Raw genomic sequence first — 23,086 nt, 5'->3', positions numbered from 1 at the left:
AAAGAGAGAGGGCAATGACGTTCAGCAGCGAATTGATTTTTATTGAAGCAGTACACAAAAGCATTTTTTAAAAGTTGTTTTTTAGCTCACGTAACGCTGCAAATACCGTCAATGACTTCTCATCATCGATAGACATTTTGGATTTCACTCCTGCGATGACGCTTGGCTCTTGTGTACGTAAAAACACATTTACCGCGCGCTCATGCTCTAGTGTCACTGGTAGCGTTGCCATGCCTTGCTCAGTTTGAGCCTCTGCTCGTGCTAATGCTTGCTGCATCGCTTCGTTGTCAGGTTCAATAGACAGGCCAAAACGCAGATTCCTCGCTGTATATTCATGCGCAGGATACAGTAGCGCCTCATGAGGCAAGCCGTTCAAACGTTTAAAGCTCTCATGCAATTGCTCAATCGTACCAGTAAAGACACGTCCACAACCTGCACTAAACAGAGTATCACCGCAGAAGCAGTGCTTTTGCCCATCTATATCTAAGATATAAGCCATATGGCTAGCGGTATGCCCTGACACATCCCAGACTTGCGCAGAGCAGCCCCATGCGCTCACCGTGCTACCATCTTTGATAGTTTGATCTTCATCGACGCCATGCTCACTATGCGCAACCAGATGAGTCATCGGATACGATTCCTGTAACTCTGCGACGCCGCCGATATGATCATGATGATGGTGAGTCGTCCAAATCGAGGTTAGCTCAAGCTCATGCGTCTCTAGATAATCAATGACTGGTTGAGCTTGACCTGAATCAATGACAATCGCCTGCTTATTATTTTCATTAATCAATGTCCAGATATAGTTATCGCTAAATGCTTTGATTGGGTGAATACGGATACTCATGTTAAATCCTTACCGGTAGTTATTTTTGTTACGTGTTATTTTGAGTTATCTAGGGCGTGTCCTCAATTCAAACGAGTGTCCTCTAAATGGGCTAAAAACAGCTAAATTTTGCCAAACATCGTCAAATAGTTGGTCAATATCTCGATATTATCTGCACTATTTTCCTCATTTGATGGCAATTTATCTCATTTTTATCACCATTTTTAAAATGAGGACACGCCCTAGTCTAACTGTTATTTGATAGCAATAGCATATATGCTCAGCTGTCCGTTGTTATCGGGTCAAACTTTATAATAAATACTGTCTACTGCTTTAAATATTTATTGATGCGCCCTTCTGCCTCTTTATCGACCCACCAATAATCGATACCAACAGCATTGGTCGGTAGTTTTTCGGTATGGCGATACTGATCCCAATAGGCGACATTGGTACCAGATTTGCCGTATAGCGGTACAACATAATGTCCTGCCCGCAATAACCTATCTAACACCTGTGTATACAGTACAATCTCGTCACGATTTTTAGCATTACCAAGGGCAGCAACGACTTTATCGACGGCTGCATTCTTGATACCAGCACTGTTATGATTACCCGGCTCGTCAGCAGCAGCGCTTCCCCAGAATGCCGCTTGTTCAGCACCAGGAGATAGACTTTGAGCAAATACGTCCACGACCATGTCATAGTCAAAACGGCGCATACGCTCATAATATTGCGGCCCATCGACTTGGCGCAATGTTGCATCAAATCCCAAGCGTTTTAGATTGCGAATATAAGGCAACAAGACACGACCCATAGTCTCGCCTGTCATCAAAATCTCAATCTGAGCAAGCGACCCATCAGGCTGATATAGTTTCATGTCCTCATAATAAAACCCAGCCTCTAACAGAAGCTGGCGCGCCTCTAATAGCCCTTGACGATTAAAACCATTACCATCGCTGGTGGGTGACTGCCACTCTGCTAATGTTGCTTGGCGCTGAATTGGTTCAAGCTCAGACAATAAAGGCGTCAATACCTGCATTTCTGCATCAGATGGCGTACCCGTTGCAGCAAGCTCTGATCCATGAAAAAAGCTTTGCAAACGCTCATACTGCCCATGAAATAGGGTTTTATTCATCCATTCAAAATCATAAGCAGCTGTCAGTGCTTGGCGAACCTTGATATCTTGGAAGATTGGGCGGCGCAAATTCATCACCAACGCTTGCATCGGTACTGGGTTTTGGCTGGTTATCGTCTCTTTTTGGATAAGCCCTGCTTTCACCGCGGGGAAATTATACCCAGTTACCCAGTTCGATGCTTTGTTTTCGGGACGAAAGCGGTATTTACCAGATTTAAAACCCTCAAAGGCAATTTCATCACTTTGATAATAAACAAACTTGATCATATCAAAATTGTAGCGACCACGATTGACCATCAAATCACGACCCCAATAATTGGGATCACGTATATAACTTACCGAACGCCCTGCATCGACGCGTCCCAATTTATAAGGACCGCTACCCATCAATGGAGTCAGACTGATTTTTTCAAAATCGGTATCAATGGAAGATTTGGCAAAAATAGGAAACTGGCCAACAGTCAGTAAAATCTCTTTGTTTTCAGCAGATGCAAAGACAAACTTTACTTGTTGATCATTAATGATGTGAATGTCTTTAATATCACTTAAATAACTGCGAATATACATAGGACCTTTGTGCAATATCGCCTCAAAAGTTGCTTTTACATCGCGACTGGTCACACCCGACCCATCCCAAAAACGAGCATCAGGATTGAGGTGATATACAATCCAGCTCGTATCATCTGGGTCATACGTCACTTTACTTGCCAACTGTGGATACATGGTAAAAGCTTCATTTAATGAGCCAGTCATCAAAGTATCATACAGATAGTCTGTGCCAATCATCGCGACGCCTGTGGTCATCCATTTATTGGCGCTATTAAACGTACCACGCGCATCTAGAGAAAGCGTGCCCCCTGATGGCGCTTTTGGATTGGCATAAGGTAAGTAAGGCGCGTCGATGTATTCAGTAGGACTATTGTGACCAAGCGCGGTCCTCGTGATAGGTGCAGCGATACTGCTCGGTATCCAACTGACGGTGATGGTTAGCAATACAGCTTTTAACAGGGCATTTTTTATTATCATGACGTTATAACAAACCTCTATGCTAACCAATATAAATATCAAAACGTAAAGCCTGACAGCAAAACAGCGTTATAGCAAAATTTTATCATAACAAACTTAGGTTTTTTAACCTAATGGTTTGCCGTGGATATCGCTTCATGGTGATAGCATTAAGCGATATCCATGGCAAACTATTATTACTACGCGCTAGCATGACCAAACTGTCTATTTATAAGTATAAAAAGGGCGCAACCATGACTAGTTACGCCCTTCTTGATGTGCAGTTTATATATAAAAACTTTATATGCTAGCAGTTATTATTTTGCTTAGGCGTGCTTTTTTTCAAAGGCAATCATAAAGTCAACCAACTGCTGTACCCACTCAAGTGGTACGGCATTGTAGATACTGGCTCGCATACCGCCTACGTCACGATGACCTTTTAGATTTAACAAGCCAGCTTTTTCTGACTCTTCTAAGAATACTTTATCGAGGCTGCTGTCTGCTAAAGTAAACGGCACGTTCATGATAGAGCGATACTTAGAATCTACTGGATTATTATAAAAACTGCTCTCATCGATTGTCTTATAAAGTAAGTCAGCTTTTTGCTGATTGATTTTACCGATAGCAGCCACACCGCCCTGCTCTTCCAACCAGTCAAACACTAGCCCTGCTAAGTACCAAGAATACGTCGCTGGCGTGTTAGACATAGATTCTTTGTCAGCTTGATGCTCATAATTCAGCAGCATAGGACACCATTCACTTGCTTGCCCCATCAAATCATCATGGATAATGACAATGACTAGACCTGCAGGGCCGATGTTTTTCTGTGCGCCCGCGTAGATCATGCCAAATTTAGACACGTCTATCGGCTGCGACAAGATACAAGATGACATATCAGCAATGATTGGCGCATCTACTTGTGGTGGCTCAAATATCTGTAGGCCATGAATTGTTTCATTGGCACAGTAATGAAAATAAGCGGCGTCTTCATTAATATTCCAATCGCTTTGCGCTGGTACGTCAGTAAAGTTATTCTCTTTCCCAGTCGCAACTAGGTTAATCTCGCCCAGACCCAGTGCTTCATAGCGCTTGGCTTCTTTGATCGCTTTGCCTGACCATGCCCCTGTCGTCAAATAGTCACCGCGTCCACCATTCAACAGATTCAATGGAATCGCAGAAAACTGCAAACTTGCGCCACCTTGCAAAAACAGCACTTTATAGTTATCCGGTATTTCCATAAGCGAGCGTAGCTTAGCTTCCGCTTTGTCAGTAATGGCCATATACTCTTTGCTACGATGGCTGACTTCCATGACCGATAGGCCGCGACCTTGCCAATCAAGCAGTTCGCTCTGCGCGCGCTCTAGTACGGCTGTTGGCATGGTAGCAGGTCCAGCACAAAAATTTGGCAGGCGATGCGGTGTGGCAGTTGCTGTAGACGTTGGGGTTGTAGGCATAATCACAGTCCTAGGTATGATGAAATAAAAGGATGTTTTTTATTTCAGTTTGTTGATAAAGGCATTGGTATTGATGTTAGTTTTTATACAACTCAATGAGATATCTGCTCCCATAGCTGACGTTTAGCATCACTGTCTGCGAGCATTTCTTCTAATGTCGGCACAGCAGTCAGATTGGGATGTTGTAGGCCATCAGGTAGCGCTGTTAGTGCAGCAACTTGTATTTCTTCACTCCGGCCAATTCGAAAAATATATCCTGCAAGACTGGCATTGGCAAGCTCAGCAGTATCCATACCGTCGCAAATCGGGAATGATGTTGTCTCGCAAGTGATTGATAGCGCCTGAGTAATGTTTTGCCATAGTTTTTGACTATCACTATTCAGCGCTTTGATATCAATCAATATTACCCAGTCACCATAGCGGCCACCTTGCAGGTCAAATGGTGCTACTTTTTTTAAGCTATCATCATTTATGCTGTCGTCATTATTACTTTGCGGAAAATCACTCTGCGCAAATTGAGGTTGCTCAATAGGTGCATTCGTAGAGGTTACAGCAGTTTGGTTCAATGCAGTACTTGGGATGTCATGATAGTTAGACCCAGCACTTGAACTAGCAGCACTTGAACTAACACTATTCGAATCAACGGAATCAAAACTATAGGTAACAGGGCTTTGCTCACTAGCCGCCTGTTCAGTGGTAGCTTGCAAATCAGCATCATACTCATCGGCAACATAGCCGTTAGCATTATAGTCATTGATATGATAACCATCAGCCGGTTGATCAACTGTACCTATAATTCTAGCGCTCGCTACTTCATTGTTATTAGGCTCAATATCAGTGGAATCAATATTTGATTGCTCAACCGAAGCTGTCGTAATATCAGCCATATTGATGGTTTCTGACTCAGGCTGCACCCACTGATTGATACCCATCATCGCTAGAATTTGGCGTTGCTGCACACGGCGCTGTAATACAGTTAGCGGGTCTTGGGTATCACTCATTCGACTCTACTATCCTACTAATTTTGTTTATATCATTTATAGATGTTTTTATGGTTTTGGCAGCTCTCACTGAGTATGTATCACACCATTAATCAAATACTAAATACATACCCGTCAAAACAGCTGTCGAATACCGAGCCAACGCTCTGATATTGCCAACAAACAATCATATTCATCTTGGCTAATTATCGTATCGTGTAACATCACCGTATGCAACGTACTTAGCCATTGGCGATACTCATTATGAGTCGGCTGGTTCATCTCGCTTTCATTATAATCTATTTGGCTACCATCCTGTTGCTTCTCTCGATAATTATCAGCATTCTGAGCACCTACCAAGCGCTTGATAGAGTGATTGGCAGAGACAGGAACCGCAGAAATAATCGTCAATAACTGAATGCTATTCAAATGCTGTGCGGTCAATAATAACCACTGTAAATTGACATCGCTTACTGTCACGAGATCAATATCAATCAAGCGCGCATGCCGTCTCAAATCTACAATATAATGCGCCACACTGTCGTTGCCTTCACTCAATAGCGATCGGTCATGCATTGATATCATCTGGCCTTTTGCATCTTTTGATAGCCGATAAGCCAATAAGACAACAATTGATACTTCTGATTTACTAAGTCCTGCAAACACCTGACCCGAAGGATCTAGTTGCGCCCTTACGTCTTCCATACCAGTCTTCAGTATTTGCAACCATAGAGACTGCGCGTCTGTATCTTGTAAAACTTCAGACAATATCGGTAGCAACTGCTGCAAATGTAGCGCTTGCCATAGTGATAATATTGGCGATTTTTGATGTGCTAAAGCTAAAGAATTGTTCAGAGCAATTGCATGAGCGTTATCACTAGATATATTTTGATCTGACGAATCAGGAGCTAAGCTTTTGGTTAAGTCAGATGTCAGCTGTTGGTTAAATAACTCAAATATGCCCTGCTGATAACGCAACAACATCGTACGGCATTTCTCTTGTTTTTTATAGTACTGATGACTGTCGTGACTATGATCGTCTTTACTTTTGAGTTTTAGATTTTCGATAGATAGTTCAGATAAATTCTTTTGATGCAATTGGTTTAAGGCGAGCTCAATCAAAGCGCTGTCCAAACGCCTGTCCAAACTGGCTACTACTGTCATCAGCTTAGTATCTATCCTATGCGGTAATATTTGCTCATGGTCAATAGTGCCACCCTCAATAGACAAGCCATCATTCCAAATATCATTCAAACTATAAGTGGTAGTTGTTGATAAGGGTTGATACTGATGGCAAAACAAGACAGCTTCGACTAATGCTAGCGCACCTAAAGGATGATGACTATGGTTTAGTATGTGCTGAGGTAGCGATACCTTTTGAATATCGCTAACTTCAATTAGTGTGTTTTCTGGTAGGTCAGCATCAGGTTTGGCCTGCCACGGTTTTAATAGCTGATGAGCACCAACGTCTTCGGCCTGTACTTGAAGCCGCCCATCAATTACCACATCAGCTTCTACGGTAAACTCTAAACCGTCATCAATCTCTGATTCGCCATTATCTTTATTACGATTGTCGCTTATAGATTCAGCAAGAACTTTTCCATCATTTGGCTGTTTAGTGTCACCTGTATCAATCGTTGCAGCTGTTTGAGATCCAAGTAACGACGACTGCTGCAAGTTTTTGTCTGGCAAATTTTCACTTAGGCTATTTTCTTTTGTTTCTGCCCAATCACCTAAGCGTCGTTGCCTATATATCTCTTTAACCTTTTGCTGATTTATTCGCTTTTCTTTGGCGACTTGTACCGCGAACCTATGATAAGCATCCGCATTAATAGCGTTCATACGCTCTGTCAAGCTTGGATGGGTGGCAAACCATGACACATCACCTAAGTCTGCCCCACTACTAGCAAAGAAAAAATGGCTGAGTCCATTGATATCGGCGATGCCAGACAAACGCGAGCCGAGCGAGTCTTGATGAATGGCTTTTAAGGTTTCGACAATCGCAGGCGTACGTGTTAACTGAACACTGGTGGCGTCAGCAAGTAGCTCGCGCTCACGATTAAAACTGTGCTTAATCAACTGCGCGCTTGCCATACTAGAGAAGCTTAAACCATGCAGTAGCAATGTCCAAGCACTACGCGAGGCTTGACGATCTATTATAGGTGGCGTTTGCACCCATTTAGACTGACGCTTGGCTGAGGACTGCTGTTGTTGTGATTGCTGCTGCCAGTAAGCGACCCATTCACTATGCGTGGTGAAATTGGCCGTTTGCGCTTCTGTATTGCGTGCTAGCATATCAACCTGTCTCTGTGATAGAGACTTTTGGGAAATACTATCGCTATCAAAGTGACTATAATTAGAGAGACGATTAGAAATGTGATTAGATATTGGGTCACTCCAGTCGTATAGTATCTGCAAGCCTGCCAATACCACCATCAGCTGTAAATTAAAATTGGCATCGCCGTGCAATATATGACCATATTCATGACCAATGAGTCCGTATAGCGCCTCATCAGACAGTTTATCTAGCGCACCTTGAGTAACGACAAGTACCATATCTGAGCTATGGCGACCAGCGACGAAACCATTGATACCCTGCTCGTCAGGTAGCACGTACAAAATAGGGGTTTGCAAACCTGCCGCAATGGCCAGTTGTTGAGCGATTTCATAGTAGCGACGATAAACGGGCGGAAAATCGCGCTCGTCACGTACTGCTATATGACGTGAACGATAGCGAACCTTTTCTTCAGCTTCGTGTTGATGAGCGACTCCTTGACTGTGCTCCCATGGTTCTTGACTATTATCGATAAACAGCCTAACCGCTCCTACTCGCTGAGCAATAGCGCGACCACCTGCTCGCAGACGTCGATACTCTAAAAAACTACCACCAACGAAACTGCCTAACGTCAAGACAATGACCAGAACCAATACCCAATGATATATACCGCCTGCAAATACTGTCAGCAGTATAGACATAACAGCCAGTCCTACAGCCATATGAGCAAGTACAATCAAGAAAAACAGTCCATAAAGTAATAGACTGCGCCGCGTACGTATCCGCTGTTCACCAAAAAAATCCATCAGATTAGGCTGCCTAGAGTTCGCCAAAATTGTCTAAACCTTAGCCCATATTGACAATCGGTGCCTGAGCAATCGCTTCTCTATCTTCAAATACCAACTGACTGAGTGGACGAAAGCCAAAAGTCGTACTAACGAGGTTATTCGGGAATACTTCGCGATCGTTATTATAAAACATCACGCTGTCATTATAATGTTGACGCGCAAATCCGATGCGATTTTCCGTATTGGTTAATTCGTCCATGAGTTCCTTGATCATACTATCGGCTTTTAGCTCTGGGTAGGCTTCGACGACAGCGGAAAATTGACTCAACGCCTTAGATAACATACCTTCTGCTTTTGCAAATAGTGCCATATGCTCTAGCGAGTCTGGCTGATGTTTATTAGAGTCTTGTAGATCTTGTGCGTGATTACGTGCGCTAATAACGCGAGTGAGTGTTTCTTCTTCATGACTCAAATAACGCTTGGCAGTTTCGACCAAGTTTGGAATCAGATCATGACGACGCTTTAGTTGAACATCTATTTGAGCAAAGCCATTCTTTGCTTGGTTCCGTGCGCGTACCAATCTATTGAAAATGGATACCCCAAACACAACCACCAACACCACAAATGCAATGAATAGCCAAACAAACATCTTCATAATCAAACTCCAAGGTGTCTAGAATGTTAATAAAAAGTTAATACATTGTATTTTAACTCATATTAATCAATAAAACCTTAGAACTAGATCGGAACTACAAAGGAAATCGAACAGGAAGTTAAATTGAAAAATACATAAGCAAATGGATAACCACCAGACAAAATTTTGACCAAAAAAAAGCCCTTTACAATGAAGGACTTAATACATCACAAATAGATACTTTGTACTTTATTGATATAATTATCAAATTTTAGGCAAAAAAAAGCGACTCCAAAAGCACATCCTCGGCACACACTATAACTATTACCGTTGCTACCTTCCGGTCCTGGCGGGATTCATAGAACAATGTTGCGAGGCTACCAATGGAGCCACCAGTCGCAAATTATACAAGAAATTTTTAATTTTACAACCCCTATCTTAAAACTGTTTGCTTTAGACCCTAAACAACACTGTCATTTAGTTCATTATCTTATGTCCGCAATATATGAGCACAAATTATATCAGCAACTTAGGTCACAAAATTCTCACAGCAACTTATATGAATTTTGCTATTTTAGTGAATGAAGTTGCACCCATGTCGATTTCTAGAGAACAATAGGGACAACTTTTCGTGTATAAATGAGCGTTGATAATTGTCATTTATATATTATTAGAATCAACTTAGGAGATAATAATGAAAAATACTTTATTGAATAAAGCAGCACTAGCTTCTGGCACGGTTTGTCTTATGACAGCAATGATGGGTAGCGCCCATGCAGAGCCAACAGGCTATGATCAACTGACGTTTCAAACAGAAATAAAAGAAGAAATTCAGAACGACGAAGTACGCGCCAGCTTGTACAAAAAAGCACAGGCCACTGACTCTAAGACTTTAGCCACAATGCTCAACACCTCAATCAACAATGCCATGAAAATCGCCAAGCGCTACCCTAGCGTGACCGTGAGCACAGGGCAACAGCGCACCTATCCACGCTACGACAAAAACGATAAAATCATCGGCTGGACAGGTCAAGCAAACATAGACTTAAAAAGTACAGACTTTTCAGCAACTAGCCAACTAATTGCCGATTTGCAAGAAACCTTAGTGATGGACAATCTTAATTTTGGCGTATCAGATACTAAAAAAGATGCTCTAGAGCAAAAATTAATGACCGAAGCCTCTCGCGCTTTTCAGCAGCAAGCTAAGAGCCTTACCCGCGCGTGGGATGCTCGTGGCTATCGCGTCGTCAATGTTAACCTAAATACAGGTAGCAACTATCCACGTCCGATGTATAGCGCTATGAGCATGAAAGCAGATTCGCTTGAATCTTCTGTACCAAGCCAAAGCTTTGAGTCTGGTAATAGCACTATTTCGGTGACTGCTAACGGTACTATCGAGTTAACTAAATAAGACAGCTTATAGTTCAATAAAATAAGTGATTTACATTAAAAAAGGCAAGCATCGTTAACGGTGCTTGCCCTTTTATTTTGCTAGCGATATCTATTCATTATATCCAATCATTATTGAGACCATTATTGTGACTTAGCAACTTACTGTTGACGCAGTTTTAGCATCAATTTTTGATACCAAGCGAGCTTTTGATAAGCCAACAGCTGCGCTGCCTTTCTTTTGTTGTCTTGCAATGTGGTCGTGTTTTGAATCACATATACGGTACGTGTGATTTGCTCAAGTGTTTGGCCAGTTTCGCTTTGTATAACAGCCTTGATTGTATGAGCGCCTGGCAAAACATCAACAGTAGCAATAGATGCGTTCAAACCTTGTGCAACCTGTTTATCATCAAAATAAATACGAGCGCTATCACCTGCCTGTAACGCAGGCTTAATCTGTACATTGACATCGATATTCTGTACGGGACGACGATAGGCTCTCTCTTCGCTAGGTTCAGTAATTACTAATTGATAATTTACTGGTGTGGCAACCTTAGTATTTATCGCAGGCGACTCAGTAGCAGTCACTGTCTGCGACGCATTTGATGATTGGCGACTTGTATTAGAATTGGTTGTCGTATTCAGACTAGTTGACCTGCTCGTCTCATTACCTGTCGTAATAGCCATTTGACTGACTTGTTTGCCAACTTGCTGCTCATAATCCTGTGGACGGTCAGTAAAGGTGACTTGACCGGTTTGCTCGTCGACCACTTTGTAAATAGGTGCGGCATTGGTGAGAGGTGCACAAAGACTAACAAGAGCAACCGTAGTCCATAACCCAACTCTAATCTTACCCTTCAAGAAACTCGGTTTTGCTAATAAAGTCATAATCCATCAACCTAGATAGTGTCTACTATTAATATAATTTTATAAAACTATTATGCGTGAGTTTTGATATGAAATCAGTAGCGATTTCAAAGAAAATTCAGCAATTGGACTGATACACTTTATTAATACGCATAAAAAAACCAGCTAAGTCATTCTTAGCTGGTTTTTATGACTCAAAATAACTGAGTGCTTTAGCGACTAATTAGCAGCTGTAGTACATGTCAAATTCAACAGGGTGTACAGTTACGTTCAGACGTTGTACTTCTTCTTCTTTCAAAGCGATAAACGCTTCTAGCATGTCTTCAGTGAATACATCGCCTTTTAATAAGAAGTCATGATCGTCACGCAATGCTTGCAATGCAACATCTAAGCTCTCTGCAACCGTTGGGATTTGTGCTTCTTCTTCTGGTGGCAAGTCATACAAGTTCTTGTCAGCAGCTTCACCTGGATGCATTTTGTTTTGGATACCGTCAAGGCCAGCCATCAACAATGCAGCAAACGCTAGGTATGGGTTCGCTGTTGGATCAGGGAAACGGGCTTCTACACGTACCGCTTTAGGGCTACTCACGTGTGGAATACGGATAGACGCTGAACGGTTAGACGCTGAGTAAGCAAGTTTAATAGGCGCTTCGTAATGTGGTACTAGGCGCTTATAGCTGTTGGTTGATGGGTTGGTAATCGCATTCAACGCACGAGCATGCTTGATAATACCGCCAATGAAGTACAATGCTGTTTCAGACAGACCAGCATACTCATCACCAGAGAATGTATTTACGCCGTCTTTTGAGATTGACATATGTACGTGCATACCTGAACCGTTATCACCAACGATTGGCTTAGGCATAAAGGTCGCTGTTTTGCCAAACTGATGCGCAACGTTATGAACAACATATTTCAATTGCTGAACTTCATCCGCTTTACGTACCATCGTGTTGAATGCAACACCGATTTCAGACTGGCAAGAAGCAACTTCATGGTGATGAACTTCAACCGAACCTTCACCAACGATTTCTTCGATGCGTTCACACATAACAGCACGCATATCATGTGAGCTATCGATCGGTGGTACTGGGAAATAACCGCCTTTCACACGTGGGCGATGCGCCATGTTGCCCCACTCGTAAGTCTCGTTAGTCGACCATGCTGCTTCTTCAGCCGTGATTTTATGACTAACGCCAGACATATCAACTGACCATTTAACATCGTCAAATACAAAGAACTCAGGCTCTGGACCGAAGTAAGCAGTATCACCGATACCAGTAGACTTTAAATACTCTTCAGCGCGACGTGCGATAGAACGTGGGTCACGGTCATAACCTTGTAGCGTTGATGGCTCGATGATATCGCAAGTCACTACCACAGTCACCGCGTCAAAGAACGGGTCAACAAAAGCAGTTTCTGGATCAGGACGCAAGATCATATCTGACGCTTCGATACCTTTCCAACCAGCGATTGATGAGCCATCGAACATTTTGCCATCTTCCATGACATCTTCATCAACGGTATGCGCTGGGAAGCTGATGTGCTGCTCTTTGCCGCGTGTATCAGTAAAGCGAAAATCAACCCATTTAGCATTAGAGGATTGGATAAGATCTAATAGTTTATTCGACATGAATAGTCTCCGTTGTGTTGATCACGTAATTGCGATTTAAAATTATTAATATGATGTTCTTGTCCAAGAATGTCAGATGTGCTCTCAATACTAAAATAGCGCATTCGATATTATGCTTATTATCAGCACTATTTTGCGTATTAGTCAAGATGCTCATCTAAAGCGTTTACTCAATCAGACCAATATTTGTGCACATGGTCTAACATACGCCAATTCAATCCTAACGACATTCTAGCAATATACAACTCATAATGCTGAACTCTTCGGGCTCTTGTTAATAATTATTTTTAGACCAGCTTTTTGGCTTTAAAAATAATCATAACAGCAATAATGCAAAGGCTATGCCAATGTATTGACGCTCTGATAACAGATATAGTTATAGATAGATTTAATTATCAATATTTACAGTGATTTATACGATTAATATCGTTATATATTAATTAATTCTCATCTAGTTCGGTTTTAGAATACCACTTAATTAGAGCACCAATTGAGAACCAAAGGCACTTAATTGGTGCAAATACAAATATATTTATTATTGAAATGCTATTTATTGGTGCGCCGTTAACAGCTGAATTTATAACATTATCTCTAACTACATTAGTTTATTCGTCGACAAAATAATAAAAAATATGTTTTTACTTGGTGCTTACTTAGATAGCCTATACCCTACATTTGATAGAAAACAAAATAGTGGTAAGATAACCGCGCGCAATAACCCCCTCTGTTATAGTCATAGCTGCTTGTGTCCGGCAATCAAGTGACTCTATAACAGTGAAAACAAATTTTATGTTTAAAATATAATAAAACTGATAAGTTGAAGCCTTAATGATTTTGATGATCGATAATTACGATAGCTTTACGTACAATATCGTACAGTACTTCGGTGAGCTAAAGCAGGACATTACTGTCTGGCGTAATGATCAGGTCAGCATTGAGCAGATTAAAACCCTCGCACCTGATGTCATTGTGATTGGCCCAGGTCCGTGCGACCCTGACCGTGCGGGTATTTCGCTGCAAGCCATTGAGACATTTAAAGGAATTATTCCTATACTGGGTATTTGCTTGGGTCATCAAGCTATCGGTCAAGCCTTTGGCGGTCAAGTGGTCAAAGCTGGCGAAGTCATGCATGGCCGCTTATCCGCTATCTATCACAACGAGCAAGGTGTGTTTGCTGGATTACCCAACCCGTCACAGGTTACGCGCTATCATTCACTCGTCATTGATAAGACAAGCCTACCAGACTGCCTTGAGCTCACTGCATGGACACAGAATGCTGATGGTAGTATTGAGGAAATCATGGGTATTCGCCATAAGGATTTTGCTGTAGAAGGTGTCCAGTTCCATCCTGAGTCAATATTGAGCGAAGCAGGTTATCAATTGCTCAATAACTTTTTACAGACTCATGGCTTGGCTACTCTGACATCCGATGAGCTACCGCAAGTTGGCTAGATTTGACTAAAAGCACCTTGGTAAAAAATGCTGCTTTCATAAGCCTATGCCAAATTTCACACAGATTCATATAAAAAATAATAGTAAGTGAGACCATAATGAGTACGACAAAAATAGAAGAAACGCACACGCCAGAGAGTATTGCAAAATTGTCTGACGAGCAAACACATCAATTGCTAACCATAGCTTTGGGTAGAATATTTCAACACATCGATTTAACCTTTGATGAAATGTATCAAGTGATGCTGATTATCATGCAAGGTAGATGCAGCGACGCTATGATGGGCGCTATCTTGACGGGGCTGCGAATGAAGGGCGAATCCATTGACGAGATTACTGCATCAGCCAGCGCCATGCGTGCACTAGCCGCCAACATTGAACCAAAGAACTGCGATTACTTGGTAGATATCGTTGGTACTGGCGGTGATGGTGCTAACTTGTTCAATGTCTCAACTGCATCGGCGTTGGTTGTTGCGGCAGCTGGTGCACAAGTTGCTAAGCATGGCAATCGCGGCGTCTCGACCAAATCTGGTAGCTCAGACTTACTTGAGCAAGCAGGTATCAGTCTTGCGCTCACTCCAGAGCAAGCAAAAGACTGTATCGAAAACCAAGGTATCGGGTTTTTATTTGCACCCAATCATCACAGCGCCATGCGTTATGCCAACCCTGTACGCCGTGAATTAAAAGCGCGTACCATCTTTAATATTTTGGGCCCATTGACCAATCCTGCTGGCACGCCAAACTTAGTCATCGGTGTATTTACTGCGCAGCTATGTGAGCCGATTGCCAAAGTGATGAAAAACTTAGGCGCACGTCATGTCATGGTAGTAGGCGCAAAAGATGGTCTTGATGAAATTAGTCTTGCAACCTCAACCACAGTCGCTGAGCTAAAAGATGGCGAGATATCAGTCTATGACATGATGCCAGAAGATGCGGGTATCGAGTCACAAACTCTTATTGGCCTCGATGTCGACTCTCCAGCACAAAGTCTTGAGTTGATTCGTGCTGCGCTATCTGGAGCTGACACTCATGACCGTGCCGTACTTAAAGCACGTGATATGATTGCGCTAAATGCAGGTGCCGCGATATACACCGCAGGACTTGCCAGCAACTACCCTAACGGTGTTAGCCGAGCACAAAAAATCATTCAAAATGGTGATGCTTTACTCAAACTTGAGTCTTTAGCCAACTATACCCAACAGCTAGTCGCTCAAGGTTAACTTATAAGCACTTATATACTGTCTATAGTCAAAAAAATCTAAAACGGATACAAGGTAGCCGACCGCAGATTGTACAAATCGCACATCTAGGAAGGGCAACGCCGTAGCCATTTAGTAGTTATTAATAGCTCTCTGACTATATTTACATTTAACGATATTCGGATACCAGTATGACCACAACCCATTCAGACATACCGTCAGTGCTACAGCGCATTGTCGCCACCAAAGTAGAAGAAGTAAAAGCCGCTCGCGAAGCATTGTCTCTAGAGGATTTGCAAGCACAGGTCGCAGCTGATGATAAACCGCGTCGAGGTTTTGCCGCGGCATTACGTGCTGCTGGCACTAAAGAAAATGGTATCGGTATCATTGCTGAGATTAAAAAAGCCTCACCGTCTAAAGGCATTATCAATCATAACTTTACCCCTGCTCTATTTGCGCAGCAGTATGAGCAAGCAGGCGCTAGTTGTCTGTCTGTATTGACCGACCGTGATTACTTTCAAGGCGATGACAGCTACCTTATTCAAGCGGCTAATACCTCAAGCCTACCGATATTACGTAAAGACTTTATGATTGATGTCTATCAAATCTATCAATCTTACCTAATGGGCGCTGACTGCATCCTACTCATTATGGCTTGCATAGATGATGCCCAGGTACGAGAGCTACATGCACTCAGTATTGAGCTTGGTATGGACGTATTGATAGAAGTGCATACCAAATCTGAGCTTGAGCGTGCGCTACAGTTGCCACGTTCAGTACACAATATCTACGGTATCAATAACCGTGATTTAAATACCTTCGATGTTGACCTGCAAACCACGCTTGATCTCAAGAATATTTTAAACGACGCACTCGCTGCTGATGCTAATAGCACTGAGCAAAAACCACTTATCGTGACCGAGAGCGGCATTCATAGCAGTGATGATATTCGTCTCATGCTAAGTAATGAGATTCAGCACTTTCTAATCGGTGAACAATTTATGAAAACCGATCATCCTGGGCAAGCGTTACAATCCTTACTTGCGGGCGTCGCAGCAGACGGGTAAAGTAACTCAATAATTTATGCTTAAATATATGCTAATAGCTTGAACAATGTCTGCGCTATATACATAGTTCAATCAACCATTCATCAATCAACGATACGTTAACTTTTATGTCAAACTCTCTGTTTTCAAAAGAAATGCAAGACCAGCTCAAAGAACTCAAAGGCCAGCTGAGCAAGGGCCGTGATACCAATTCACCTGAAGGTGAGAATCAAAAGCCAACTGAGCCGGTGTCGCTACCGACTCAAAAGCAAGTGAAAAAGACAGTTAAGCAGCTAGATAGTGAACATATCGATGACGATAAAGTTCTGTTTATGCAAGCCATGCACGGTGTCAATCAGCTAGAAGACAAAAATGTCCGCTCACCTGCCAGCGCAACTAGAGCAGGCAAACCTGATGCAGCGACACTATCAAAACGTGCTGCGGCTCAAGGTAGTGAAGCCAGTGATTTAGGCGCAGGCTTGTCAGATATGCAAGCACTACTGAACCCTGTCGCTGCTGAAGCTTATTTGTCTTATAAGCAACCAACACTGCAAAATAAAATCTTTGATCAACTCAAAAAAGGCAAGCTGCGTTGGTATGATGCGGTAGATATCCATGGCTGTACAATAGAAGAAGCACGCGAAGCGATGACTCAACTGTTGAGCCAAGCCAAGCAGAAAAACGAAACCATGGTAAAAATCGTCCATGGTAAAGGTAGCGAAGCGATTCTAAAAACCTGTATCAATGGTTGGTTGCGTCAATTACCAGAAGTATTAGCTTTTTGCTCTGCGCCACCAAAAGATGGTGGTAACGGTGCTGTACTAGTACTACTCAAAAAACCTAAAGCAGATGGTGAATAGGTCTACTGTTAGTAATACGGTACTACATAAAAAGGACTGCTTATTTGCAGTCCTTTTTTTATCAATCATTCATAGTTCAGACATGGACTATAACAATGTTTCCTCTAATGAATACTCTCTTTCATGTACATTCCATTTAATATGAGCTTCTCACCCTCTATTAATATATTGACTTGAACACCTTCTAATTAGCAAAGCGAAATCACTATGAGCATACAGACTACTGAAAACACCAACGAGCTAGAACAGCAGATTGCTGCACTAATTACCATTGAACCAAGGTTCGCCCCTGTCCATAAGCAGGTTGGTACCCCTAACCTTAGGCATAACGCAGGTGGGTTTGAGCAGTTGATGAGAGCGATAGTAGGTCAGCAGTTATCAGTTGCTGCCGCTGCCAGTATTTGGAAACGGTTGGTTGATGCAGAATTGATCACACCGCAAGCGATACGTGAAGCGACAGACGATAGTTTGAAGACGCAAGGATTGTCCAAGCAGAAAACTCGTTATGTACGCTCTTTAGTGGATCATGATATAGACTTTGCAGCCTTAGAAACCTTGTCAAATGAAGAAGCCATAACAACCTTGACAGCTGTGACAGGCATTGGGCGCTGGACAGCTGAGATGTATTTATTATTTTCGCTAAAACGTGCAGACATACTTGCAGTCGATGATTTGGCCATTAAAGTTGCAGCCATGGAGTTGTTAGGCTTAGCAGAGCGCCCAACACCCAAGCAGCTAAAAGACTTAACTCTGCACTGGTCACCTTATCGCAGTGCTGCCAGTCTATTGCTTTGGTCGTACTACGGCTCATTACGTGATAAAACCGCAGTACCTTTATAGCTAGTTGAGCAAAAAACATAGCCAGTGTTATTCACTACCATTCGTGAGCAAAAAGTCTCTTTTAAGGCTGGTTCCATATAGAAAAGCCAGATTTATTTTTAGTGTGCTTAAACTTACTTTTTCTTAGCATATGACTTTTATGCTTTAGTGCCTTAAGCGCACCACTTCGGCTGACGGTCGCCATAGAGAATTTGTGGTGACTTGCAACATCATTTTTAGCCTTGTCGCTATCTTTACGAATATTAACGCCATCGTCGTTGTAATCTTTCCTGTATACGCTTGTGTTTACTTCCTTGTTATCAGACACTTCATTATTAGCAGAGTTACTACTGTTATCTGATTCATTTCCTTCTGCTGATTCATCAGTGCTACTTCCCACATGATGTTCAAGCTCCGTTTGATTGACGATCAACTGCTGAGTCGGCAATGCATGTTCTACTTTATATTTCGCGACTTTCTTTAATATATCGACAAACAAAGCGTTTTGTTTGTCATAGAACTCAATGATACCAATAGCATTCACATAAGCTTGCAACTGAATAACATAGCAATCTTGGCGCAGCTCCAAAATATTGACCTGATTCCATTCTTGATTGGTCAAATCATGCTCTTTTATAAATTCATCCAAGTCATTAACCATTTTGAATATTACGTCAAGATCAGCGGTACGCTTAATATATAAGTAATGGAAAAAACGAAACATATCGCGAGAGGTAAAGTTTTCGATCTGCATCGATGAAAAGTCACCATTTGGTACCGTAACAATCGTCCGCGACAAGGTCCGTACGCGTGATGAGCGAATACCAATGTCGATAACTGTGCCTTCGTAAGTACCGAATTTACAATAGTCACCGATACGCACAGGTGAATCCGCGACGACGACGACACTACCAACTAAGTTTTCGATCGTCTTTTGCGCACCAAGGGCTAACGCCAAACCACCCACACCCAGTGCCGCAATACCAGTGGTCAAATCAAAACCCAAATTGCCAAAAATGACAATCACTGCAAATATCAGGAGTAGCGCCTTAACAACCTTACGCAGCAATCCCAAAATTGAGACTCGCTCAGTATAGTTTTTCTTGTAGCTTAGATTTACCGCTCGGGTAAATATCGCGTCGATCACTCGCAATAGTAGCCAAGTCAGCGCTAACCAAGAAGCGATATCCGTAAAGCGATTGACCGGCTCACGCAGGGTCACCGATACGCCTGCATAAACCATCACCTCGGATAGTATCAATGCCATAATGACCACAGAGAGTGGCAATATTACTTTGTTAGGTAACGGCAATGGCGTACCACGCAAATACGGATAAACAATCCTTAATAAGTGGTATAGCAACCATACCGCGACATAAGTAAGTACAAAGCTAGTCACAATCATGGTGAGCGCGGCGACCAAATCAGCTAGTTGATAGCCGAAAAGCTTTTTACCATCTAAAGAGTCAACCGTATAGCGAGAGACCAAGGTCGGCTCAGTATTTTCTATCACTTCTGGTACTGAGGTCAGCGTATCGCTAGAGAATTGCCAATATTGTTCGTTTTGTTTTGAGACCACCCTTTCGAGTAGTAGCGGAACACTTCGCTCCCCGATATTAATTACACCGACATTTTCTTGGCTAGGTGGCAGTTGGTCTGTTAGATTACCCTCAGGTGAATTGCTAATCTGTAGATCCGGCTGAAAACGCCCTCCTGCATCCAGTGCCTGTTTAAACTGTCTCACAACGGTCGTTGGGTTATCGGACTTTGATAAGTTGAGATAATTACTTGCCAGCAGATAATCATTTTCGCCCAGCGCACTGATAAACCCTTGTACCGTATGACGCGGCGTGTCTCGGCCAAACGAATCAGGCAATGGCGTACTTACTGTCTCTCCACTACTGTCATTACCCACTCCAAGCGCACCAGCCTCCACAGCATAAGCATTATTTGGCAAGGCAATACTCAACAGCATAGCTAGTAGTAGCATTGCGACTATAAATGGCATCTTAGTAGTAGCAGGAAATGAATTAGGCGAAGGACTGGGAGTCAGATTGTGCTTGATAGACAAAACAAACCTCTTAGTTTAAAAATGGCATGATAAATGACAGGTGACGTCCATACTATAGTAACAATTATTTATAACAGCAGTGCTTTTGATTACGCAATTTTGTAGCTAACTGTATTGGTATTTGGTTTCTTACTCTATGTGCATTTCTAATAATAAGTATTTATTAAGACAGCTTTCTCTTATAAAACTAAAAAACTGCTCATAGAATGTTTAGGTAAATTAATTTTTAATAAATTATTTAGCAAACTAACATGAATACCATTCAGCCTATCCTGAATAAAAATTAGGTTAAAGTAGTTTATAAAGCAAGTTAATTTGTAGATAATGAGCACAGTTTTGCTTGTATACTGTTTTTTGTAACTTTTGACCCCTTTTACGTCATAATAGTTACCTCTCATTTCTGCATTTTTAACTTGATTACTTTGGAATCGACTATGTCTGTATCACGTGCATCTTCACGTACCTATCTTCGTTTAAGTATTTTGAGCGCGCTTGGCTTACTAGCAGTAAATACTGCAATGGCAGCCACTTCTGAAAACACTTCCATTGACGATAGTAACTTACTACAAGTTGAGCTTGATGAAATTGTTGTGACAGCAACCCGTACGCCGACTAAGACCAGTAATATTATCGCTCAGACACGGGTAATCGATAAAGAAGAATTGCAACGTTATCAAGGTCAAACCGTAACAGATGTATTAAGGAATCAACCGGGCATCAACATTACTCAAAGTGGTAGTATGGGAAGTGTTAGTAACTTTTATATGCGCGGTTACGACAGCAAGCAAGTTCTTGTAATCATCGATGGTATCCGCTACAGCTCTATTTCTACAGGCGCGCCAGCACTAAATCTATTATCTGCCGATCAAATCGACCGTATCGAAATTTTATATGGCGCATCAGGTTCTAGTATTTATGGTTCTGACGCGATGGGCGGTGTCATTCAAATATTTACTAAAGGCAATAACGTAGAACAATCTAACGTTTCAACGACCGTGGGTTATGGTAGCAACAACCATTACCAAGTAGGCCTGACAGGCCAGCTTAAAAATGAGACTTCCTCATTGAGTTTGGGTGTCAGCCGCAACGAAACAGACGGTTTTAACGCAATTGCTAACCCTAGTTCTTATGATTACAATGCTGATGATGATGGTTTTAAATCTACCAATGCCAGTCTAGCGTTACAACATAAGATTTCAGACTCTTTAAGTGCTGGACTCAGCGCATTATATTCTGACTCTACAACGGATATCGACTCTGCAGGCAACGCTTTTCCAAATGCTTATTCAGATCAAAAAAATGGCAGCGCCAATGTTTTTATTCAGCATCAAACACCATTAGCTGTCACTAAATTTAGCTACGGCCAAAGTATCGATAAATCCACTACTCATGATGCTAACTCTATTGATTATCAAGATGGCAGTCAATTTGATACCATTCAACAGCAGGCACGTTCAGAAACAAGTATTAATGCACAACCTGGTACCGTTATCATTGGTGCAGAATGGTTATCACAGAAATTAGAAGCATCTGATGTTTTGGATTTTTCAGGTTATCCTGCCCCTGCCGCTCAAACTGCTTACGATCCTGAAGATAGAACTGTCAAAAGTGGTTTTGTAGGCTATCAATTATCAGAAAATAGTTATGACCTACAAGCCAATTATCGCGTCGATGACAATTCACAATATGGCAATGAGGACACATACAACATAGGTGCCGCTATACGTCCATTAGATGGCTTGCGTATCGGTGCAAGCTATGCGACAGGGTTTCGCGCGCCAACCTTCAACGATTTATACTACCCTGGTTACAGTAACCCTGACTTAAAGCCTGAGACCAGTAAAAATACGGAAGTGTTTGTAGAGTACAATAAAGGCCATCAAATATCCCGTCTGACTGGCTATCATACTGACGTTGATGACTTGATTGGTGGTAATACCAATACGAGTGAGGCACAAATCAAAGGCTTAAGTTTGACCTCAGACTGGAGCGTTAGTTCGTTTGTATTTGGTTTGGGTTATGACTATCTAGAAGCTAAAGACAAAACCACCAATAGTGCTAACTATAATAACGACCTTGTATACCGCCCTCAAAATAGCAGTTTGATTTATGTTGGTTATCAGCAACCTGCTTTTGATGTGCGTTTAGAAGCTAAATATACTGATGAAAGATTCTCTGATGCTGCAAATACTACTAAGTTGGATGACTACACTCTACTAAACTTAAGTGGCGTTATCTATCTGACGACCAATCTGCGCGCTAACTTACGCGTTGATAATATCACTGATGAAGATTATACCCTTGCCAGCCAATTCGGTAATGAGTACGCTACCGAAGGCACTAGCTATTTTGGTTCTTTAACCTATGATTGGTACTAAACCAGTCATAAATTAATATAGTATCTATTGCAAACAATATAAAAGGTCATCTACAGATGGCCTTTTTTTTACCTATGAAAAATATACAGGTACTTATGCCATGACTGCTTATCATTTATCTCAGTCAATAGGTGACAATTAACCACTCATCTATTACAATAACGACCTCCGAGAGGTGTTGCGCCATAACAGTGATTTACTGCATTAACATTCTATAGTTATGCAATCACAGGTTATGTTAGGCTCGGTTAACTGTCGAGAGTCCATATTTTTGG

Annotated in this window: 16 protein-coding genes and 1 other RNA gene; 7 read left to right on the top strand and 10 right to left on the bottom strand. The window is 42.0% G+C overall.

The window, feature by feature from the left end; all coding sequences use genetic code 11:
- Positions 1–67: 67 nt before the first annotated feature.
- The 7 genes from gloB to ffs form a co-directional block, all read right to left on the bottom strand.
- Positions 68–847 (bottom strand): hydroxyacylglutathione hydrolase, encoded by a 780-nt coding sequence (gene gloB, locus ACIGBM_RS08650; RefSeq protein ID WP_397477454.1) that lies wholly within the window; start codon positions 845–847, stop codon positions 68–70.
- 304 nt (positions 848–1,151) lie between these two features.
- On the bottom strand, positions 1,152–2,984 hold the full coding sequence (locus ACIGBM_RS08645; protein WP_397477563.1) for an extracellular solute-binding protein: 1,833 nt from the start codon (positions 2,982–2,984) through the stop codon (positions 1,152–1,154).
- Between the two features lie 308 nt (positions 2,985–3,292).
- On the bottom strand, positions 3,293–4,420 hold the full coding sequence (gene serC, locus ACIGBM_RS08640) for a 3-phosphoserine/phosphohydroxythreonine transaminase (RefSeq protein WP_397477453.1): 1,128 nt from the start codon (positions 4,418–4,420) through the stop codon (positions 3,293–3,295).
- Positions 4,421–4,512: 92 nt separating this feature from the next.
- On the bottom strand, positions 4,513–5,421 hold the full coding sequence (locus tag ACIGBM_RS08635) for a DNA polymerase III subunit psi (protein ID WP_397477452.1): 909 nt from the start codon (positions 5,419–5,421) through the stop codon (positions 4,513–4,515).
- A 114-nt stretch (positions 5,422–5,535) separates the two neighbouring features.
- Positions 5,536–8,508 (bottom strand): M48 family metalloprotease, encoded by a 2,973-nt coding sequence (locus ACIGBM_RS08630; RefSeq protein WP_397477451.1) that lies wholly within the window; start codon positions 8,506–8,508, stop codon positions 5,536–5,538.
- 13 nt (positions 8,509–8,521) lie between these two features.
- On the bottom strand, positions 8,522–9,118 hold the full coding sequence (locus tag ACIGBM_RS08625) for a LemA family protein (RefSeq protein WP_082624601.1): 597 nt from the start codon (positions 9,116–9,118) through the stop codon (positions 8,522–8,524).
- Between the two features lie 268 nt (positions 9,119–9,386).
- Positions 9,387–9,483, bottom strand: an RNA gene (ffs, locus tag ACIGBM_RS08620) — signal recognition particle sRNA small type.
- A 308-nt stretch (positions 9,484–9,791) separates the two neighbouring features.
- Between ffs and ACIGBM_RS08615 the strand changes: the two genes are divergently transcribed.
- Positions 9,792–10,508, top strand: a complete 717-nt coding sequence (locus ACIGBM_RS08615) for an SIMPL domain-containing protein (RefSeq protein WP_371547160.1) — start codon at positions 9,792–9,794, stop codon at positions 10,506–10,508.
- Between the two features lie 140 nt (positions 10,509–10,648).
- On the opposite strand, the gene ACIGBM_RS08610 is transcribed toward ACIGBM_RS08615, so the two are convergent.
- Both ACIGBM_RS08610 and glnA read right to left on the bottom strand, forming a co-directional pair.
- Positions 10,649–11,374 carry a DUF4124 domain-containing protein gene (locus ACIGBM_RS08610; RefSeq protein ID WP_397477450.1) on the bottom strand — a complete coding sequence of 242 codons (726 nt, stop codon included), beginning with the start codon at positions 11,372–11,374 and terminating at the stop codon, positions 10,649–10,651.
- A 202-nt stretch (positions 11,375–11,576) separates the two neighbouring features.
- Entirely contained in the window at positions 11,577–12,986 is a 1,410-nt protein-coding gene (glnA, locus tag ACIGBM_RS08605; RefSeq protein WP_057760355.1) for a type I glutamate--ammonia ligase, read from the bottom strand.
- Positions 12,987–13,814: 828 nt separating this feature from the next.
- Between glnA and ACIGBM_RS08600 the strand changes: the two genes are divergently transcribed.
- The 5 genes from ACIGBM_RS08600 (at position 13,815) to ACIGBM_RS08580 (ending at position 18,383) form a co-directional block, all read left to right on the top strand.
- Positions 13,815–14,438, top strand: coding sequence for an anthranilate synthase component II (locus tag ACIGBM_RS08600; RefSeq protein ID WP_397477449.1), 624 nt, complete (start codon positions 13,815–13,817; stop codon positions 14,436–14,438).
- 98 nt (positions 14,439–14,536) lie between these two features.
- Positions 14,537–15,658: an anthranilate phosphoribosyltransferase gene (trpD, locus tag ACIGBM_RS08595; RefSeq protein WP_347163104.1), complete on the top strand. Its 1,122-nt coding sequence runs from the start codon at positions 14,537–14,539 to the stop codon at positions 15,656–15,658.
- 170 nt (positions 15,659–15,828) lie between these two features.
- Positions 15,829–16,704, top strand: coding sequence for an indole-3-glycerol phosphate synthase TrpC (gene trpC, locus ACIGBM_RS08590; RefSeq protein WP_397477448.1), 876 nt, complete (start codon positions 15,829–15,831; stop codon positions 16,702–16,704).
- A 107-nt stretch (positions 16,705–16,811) separates the two neighbouring features.
- Positions 16,812–17,543: a Smr/MutS family protein gene (locus ACIGBM_RS08585; RefSeq protein ID WP_102093003.1), complete on the top strand. Its 732-nt coding sequence runs from the start codon at positions 16,812–16,814 to the stop codon at positions 17,541–17,543.
- Between the two features lie 207 nt (positions 17,544–17,750).
- Positions 17,751–18,383, top strand: coding sequence for a DNA-3-methyladenine glycosylase family protein (locus ACIGBM_RS08580; RefSeq protein WP_397477447.1), 633 nt, complete (start codon positions 17,751–17,753; stop codon positions 18,381–18,383).
- A 61-nt stretch (positions 18,384–18,444) separates the two neighbouring features.
- On the opposite strand, the gene ACIGBM_RS08575 is transcribed toward ACIGBM_RS08580, so the two are convergent.
- Entirely contained in the window at positions 18,445–20,370 is a 1,926-nt protein-coding gene (locus ACIGBM_RS08575; protein WP_397477562.1) for a mechanosensitive ion channel family protein, read from the bottom strand.
- Between the two features lie 497 nt (positions 20,371–20,867).
- On the opposite strand from ACIGBM_RS08575, the gene ACIGBM_RS08570 reads away from it, so the two are divergent.
- Positions 20,868–22,811, top strand: a complete 1,944-nt coding sequence (locus ACIGBM_RS08570) for a TonB-dependent receptor domain-containing protein (RefSeq protein ID WP_397477446.1) — start codon at positions 20,868–20,870, stop codon at positions 22,809–22,811.
- Positions 22,812–23,086: the final 275 nt, after the last annotated feature.

Source organism: Psychrobacter sp. NPDC077938, assembly GCF_044542635.1.
Taxonomy (GTDB): Bacteria; Pseudomonadota; Gammaproteobacteria; order Pseudomonadales; family Moraxellaceae; genus Psychrobacter.
The sequence above is the reverse complement of the archived record's forward strand: the minus strand, read 5'-3'. Positions and strand labels throughout refer to the sequence as shown.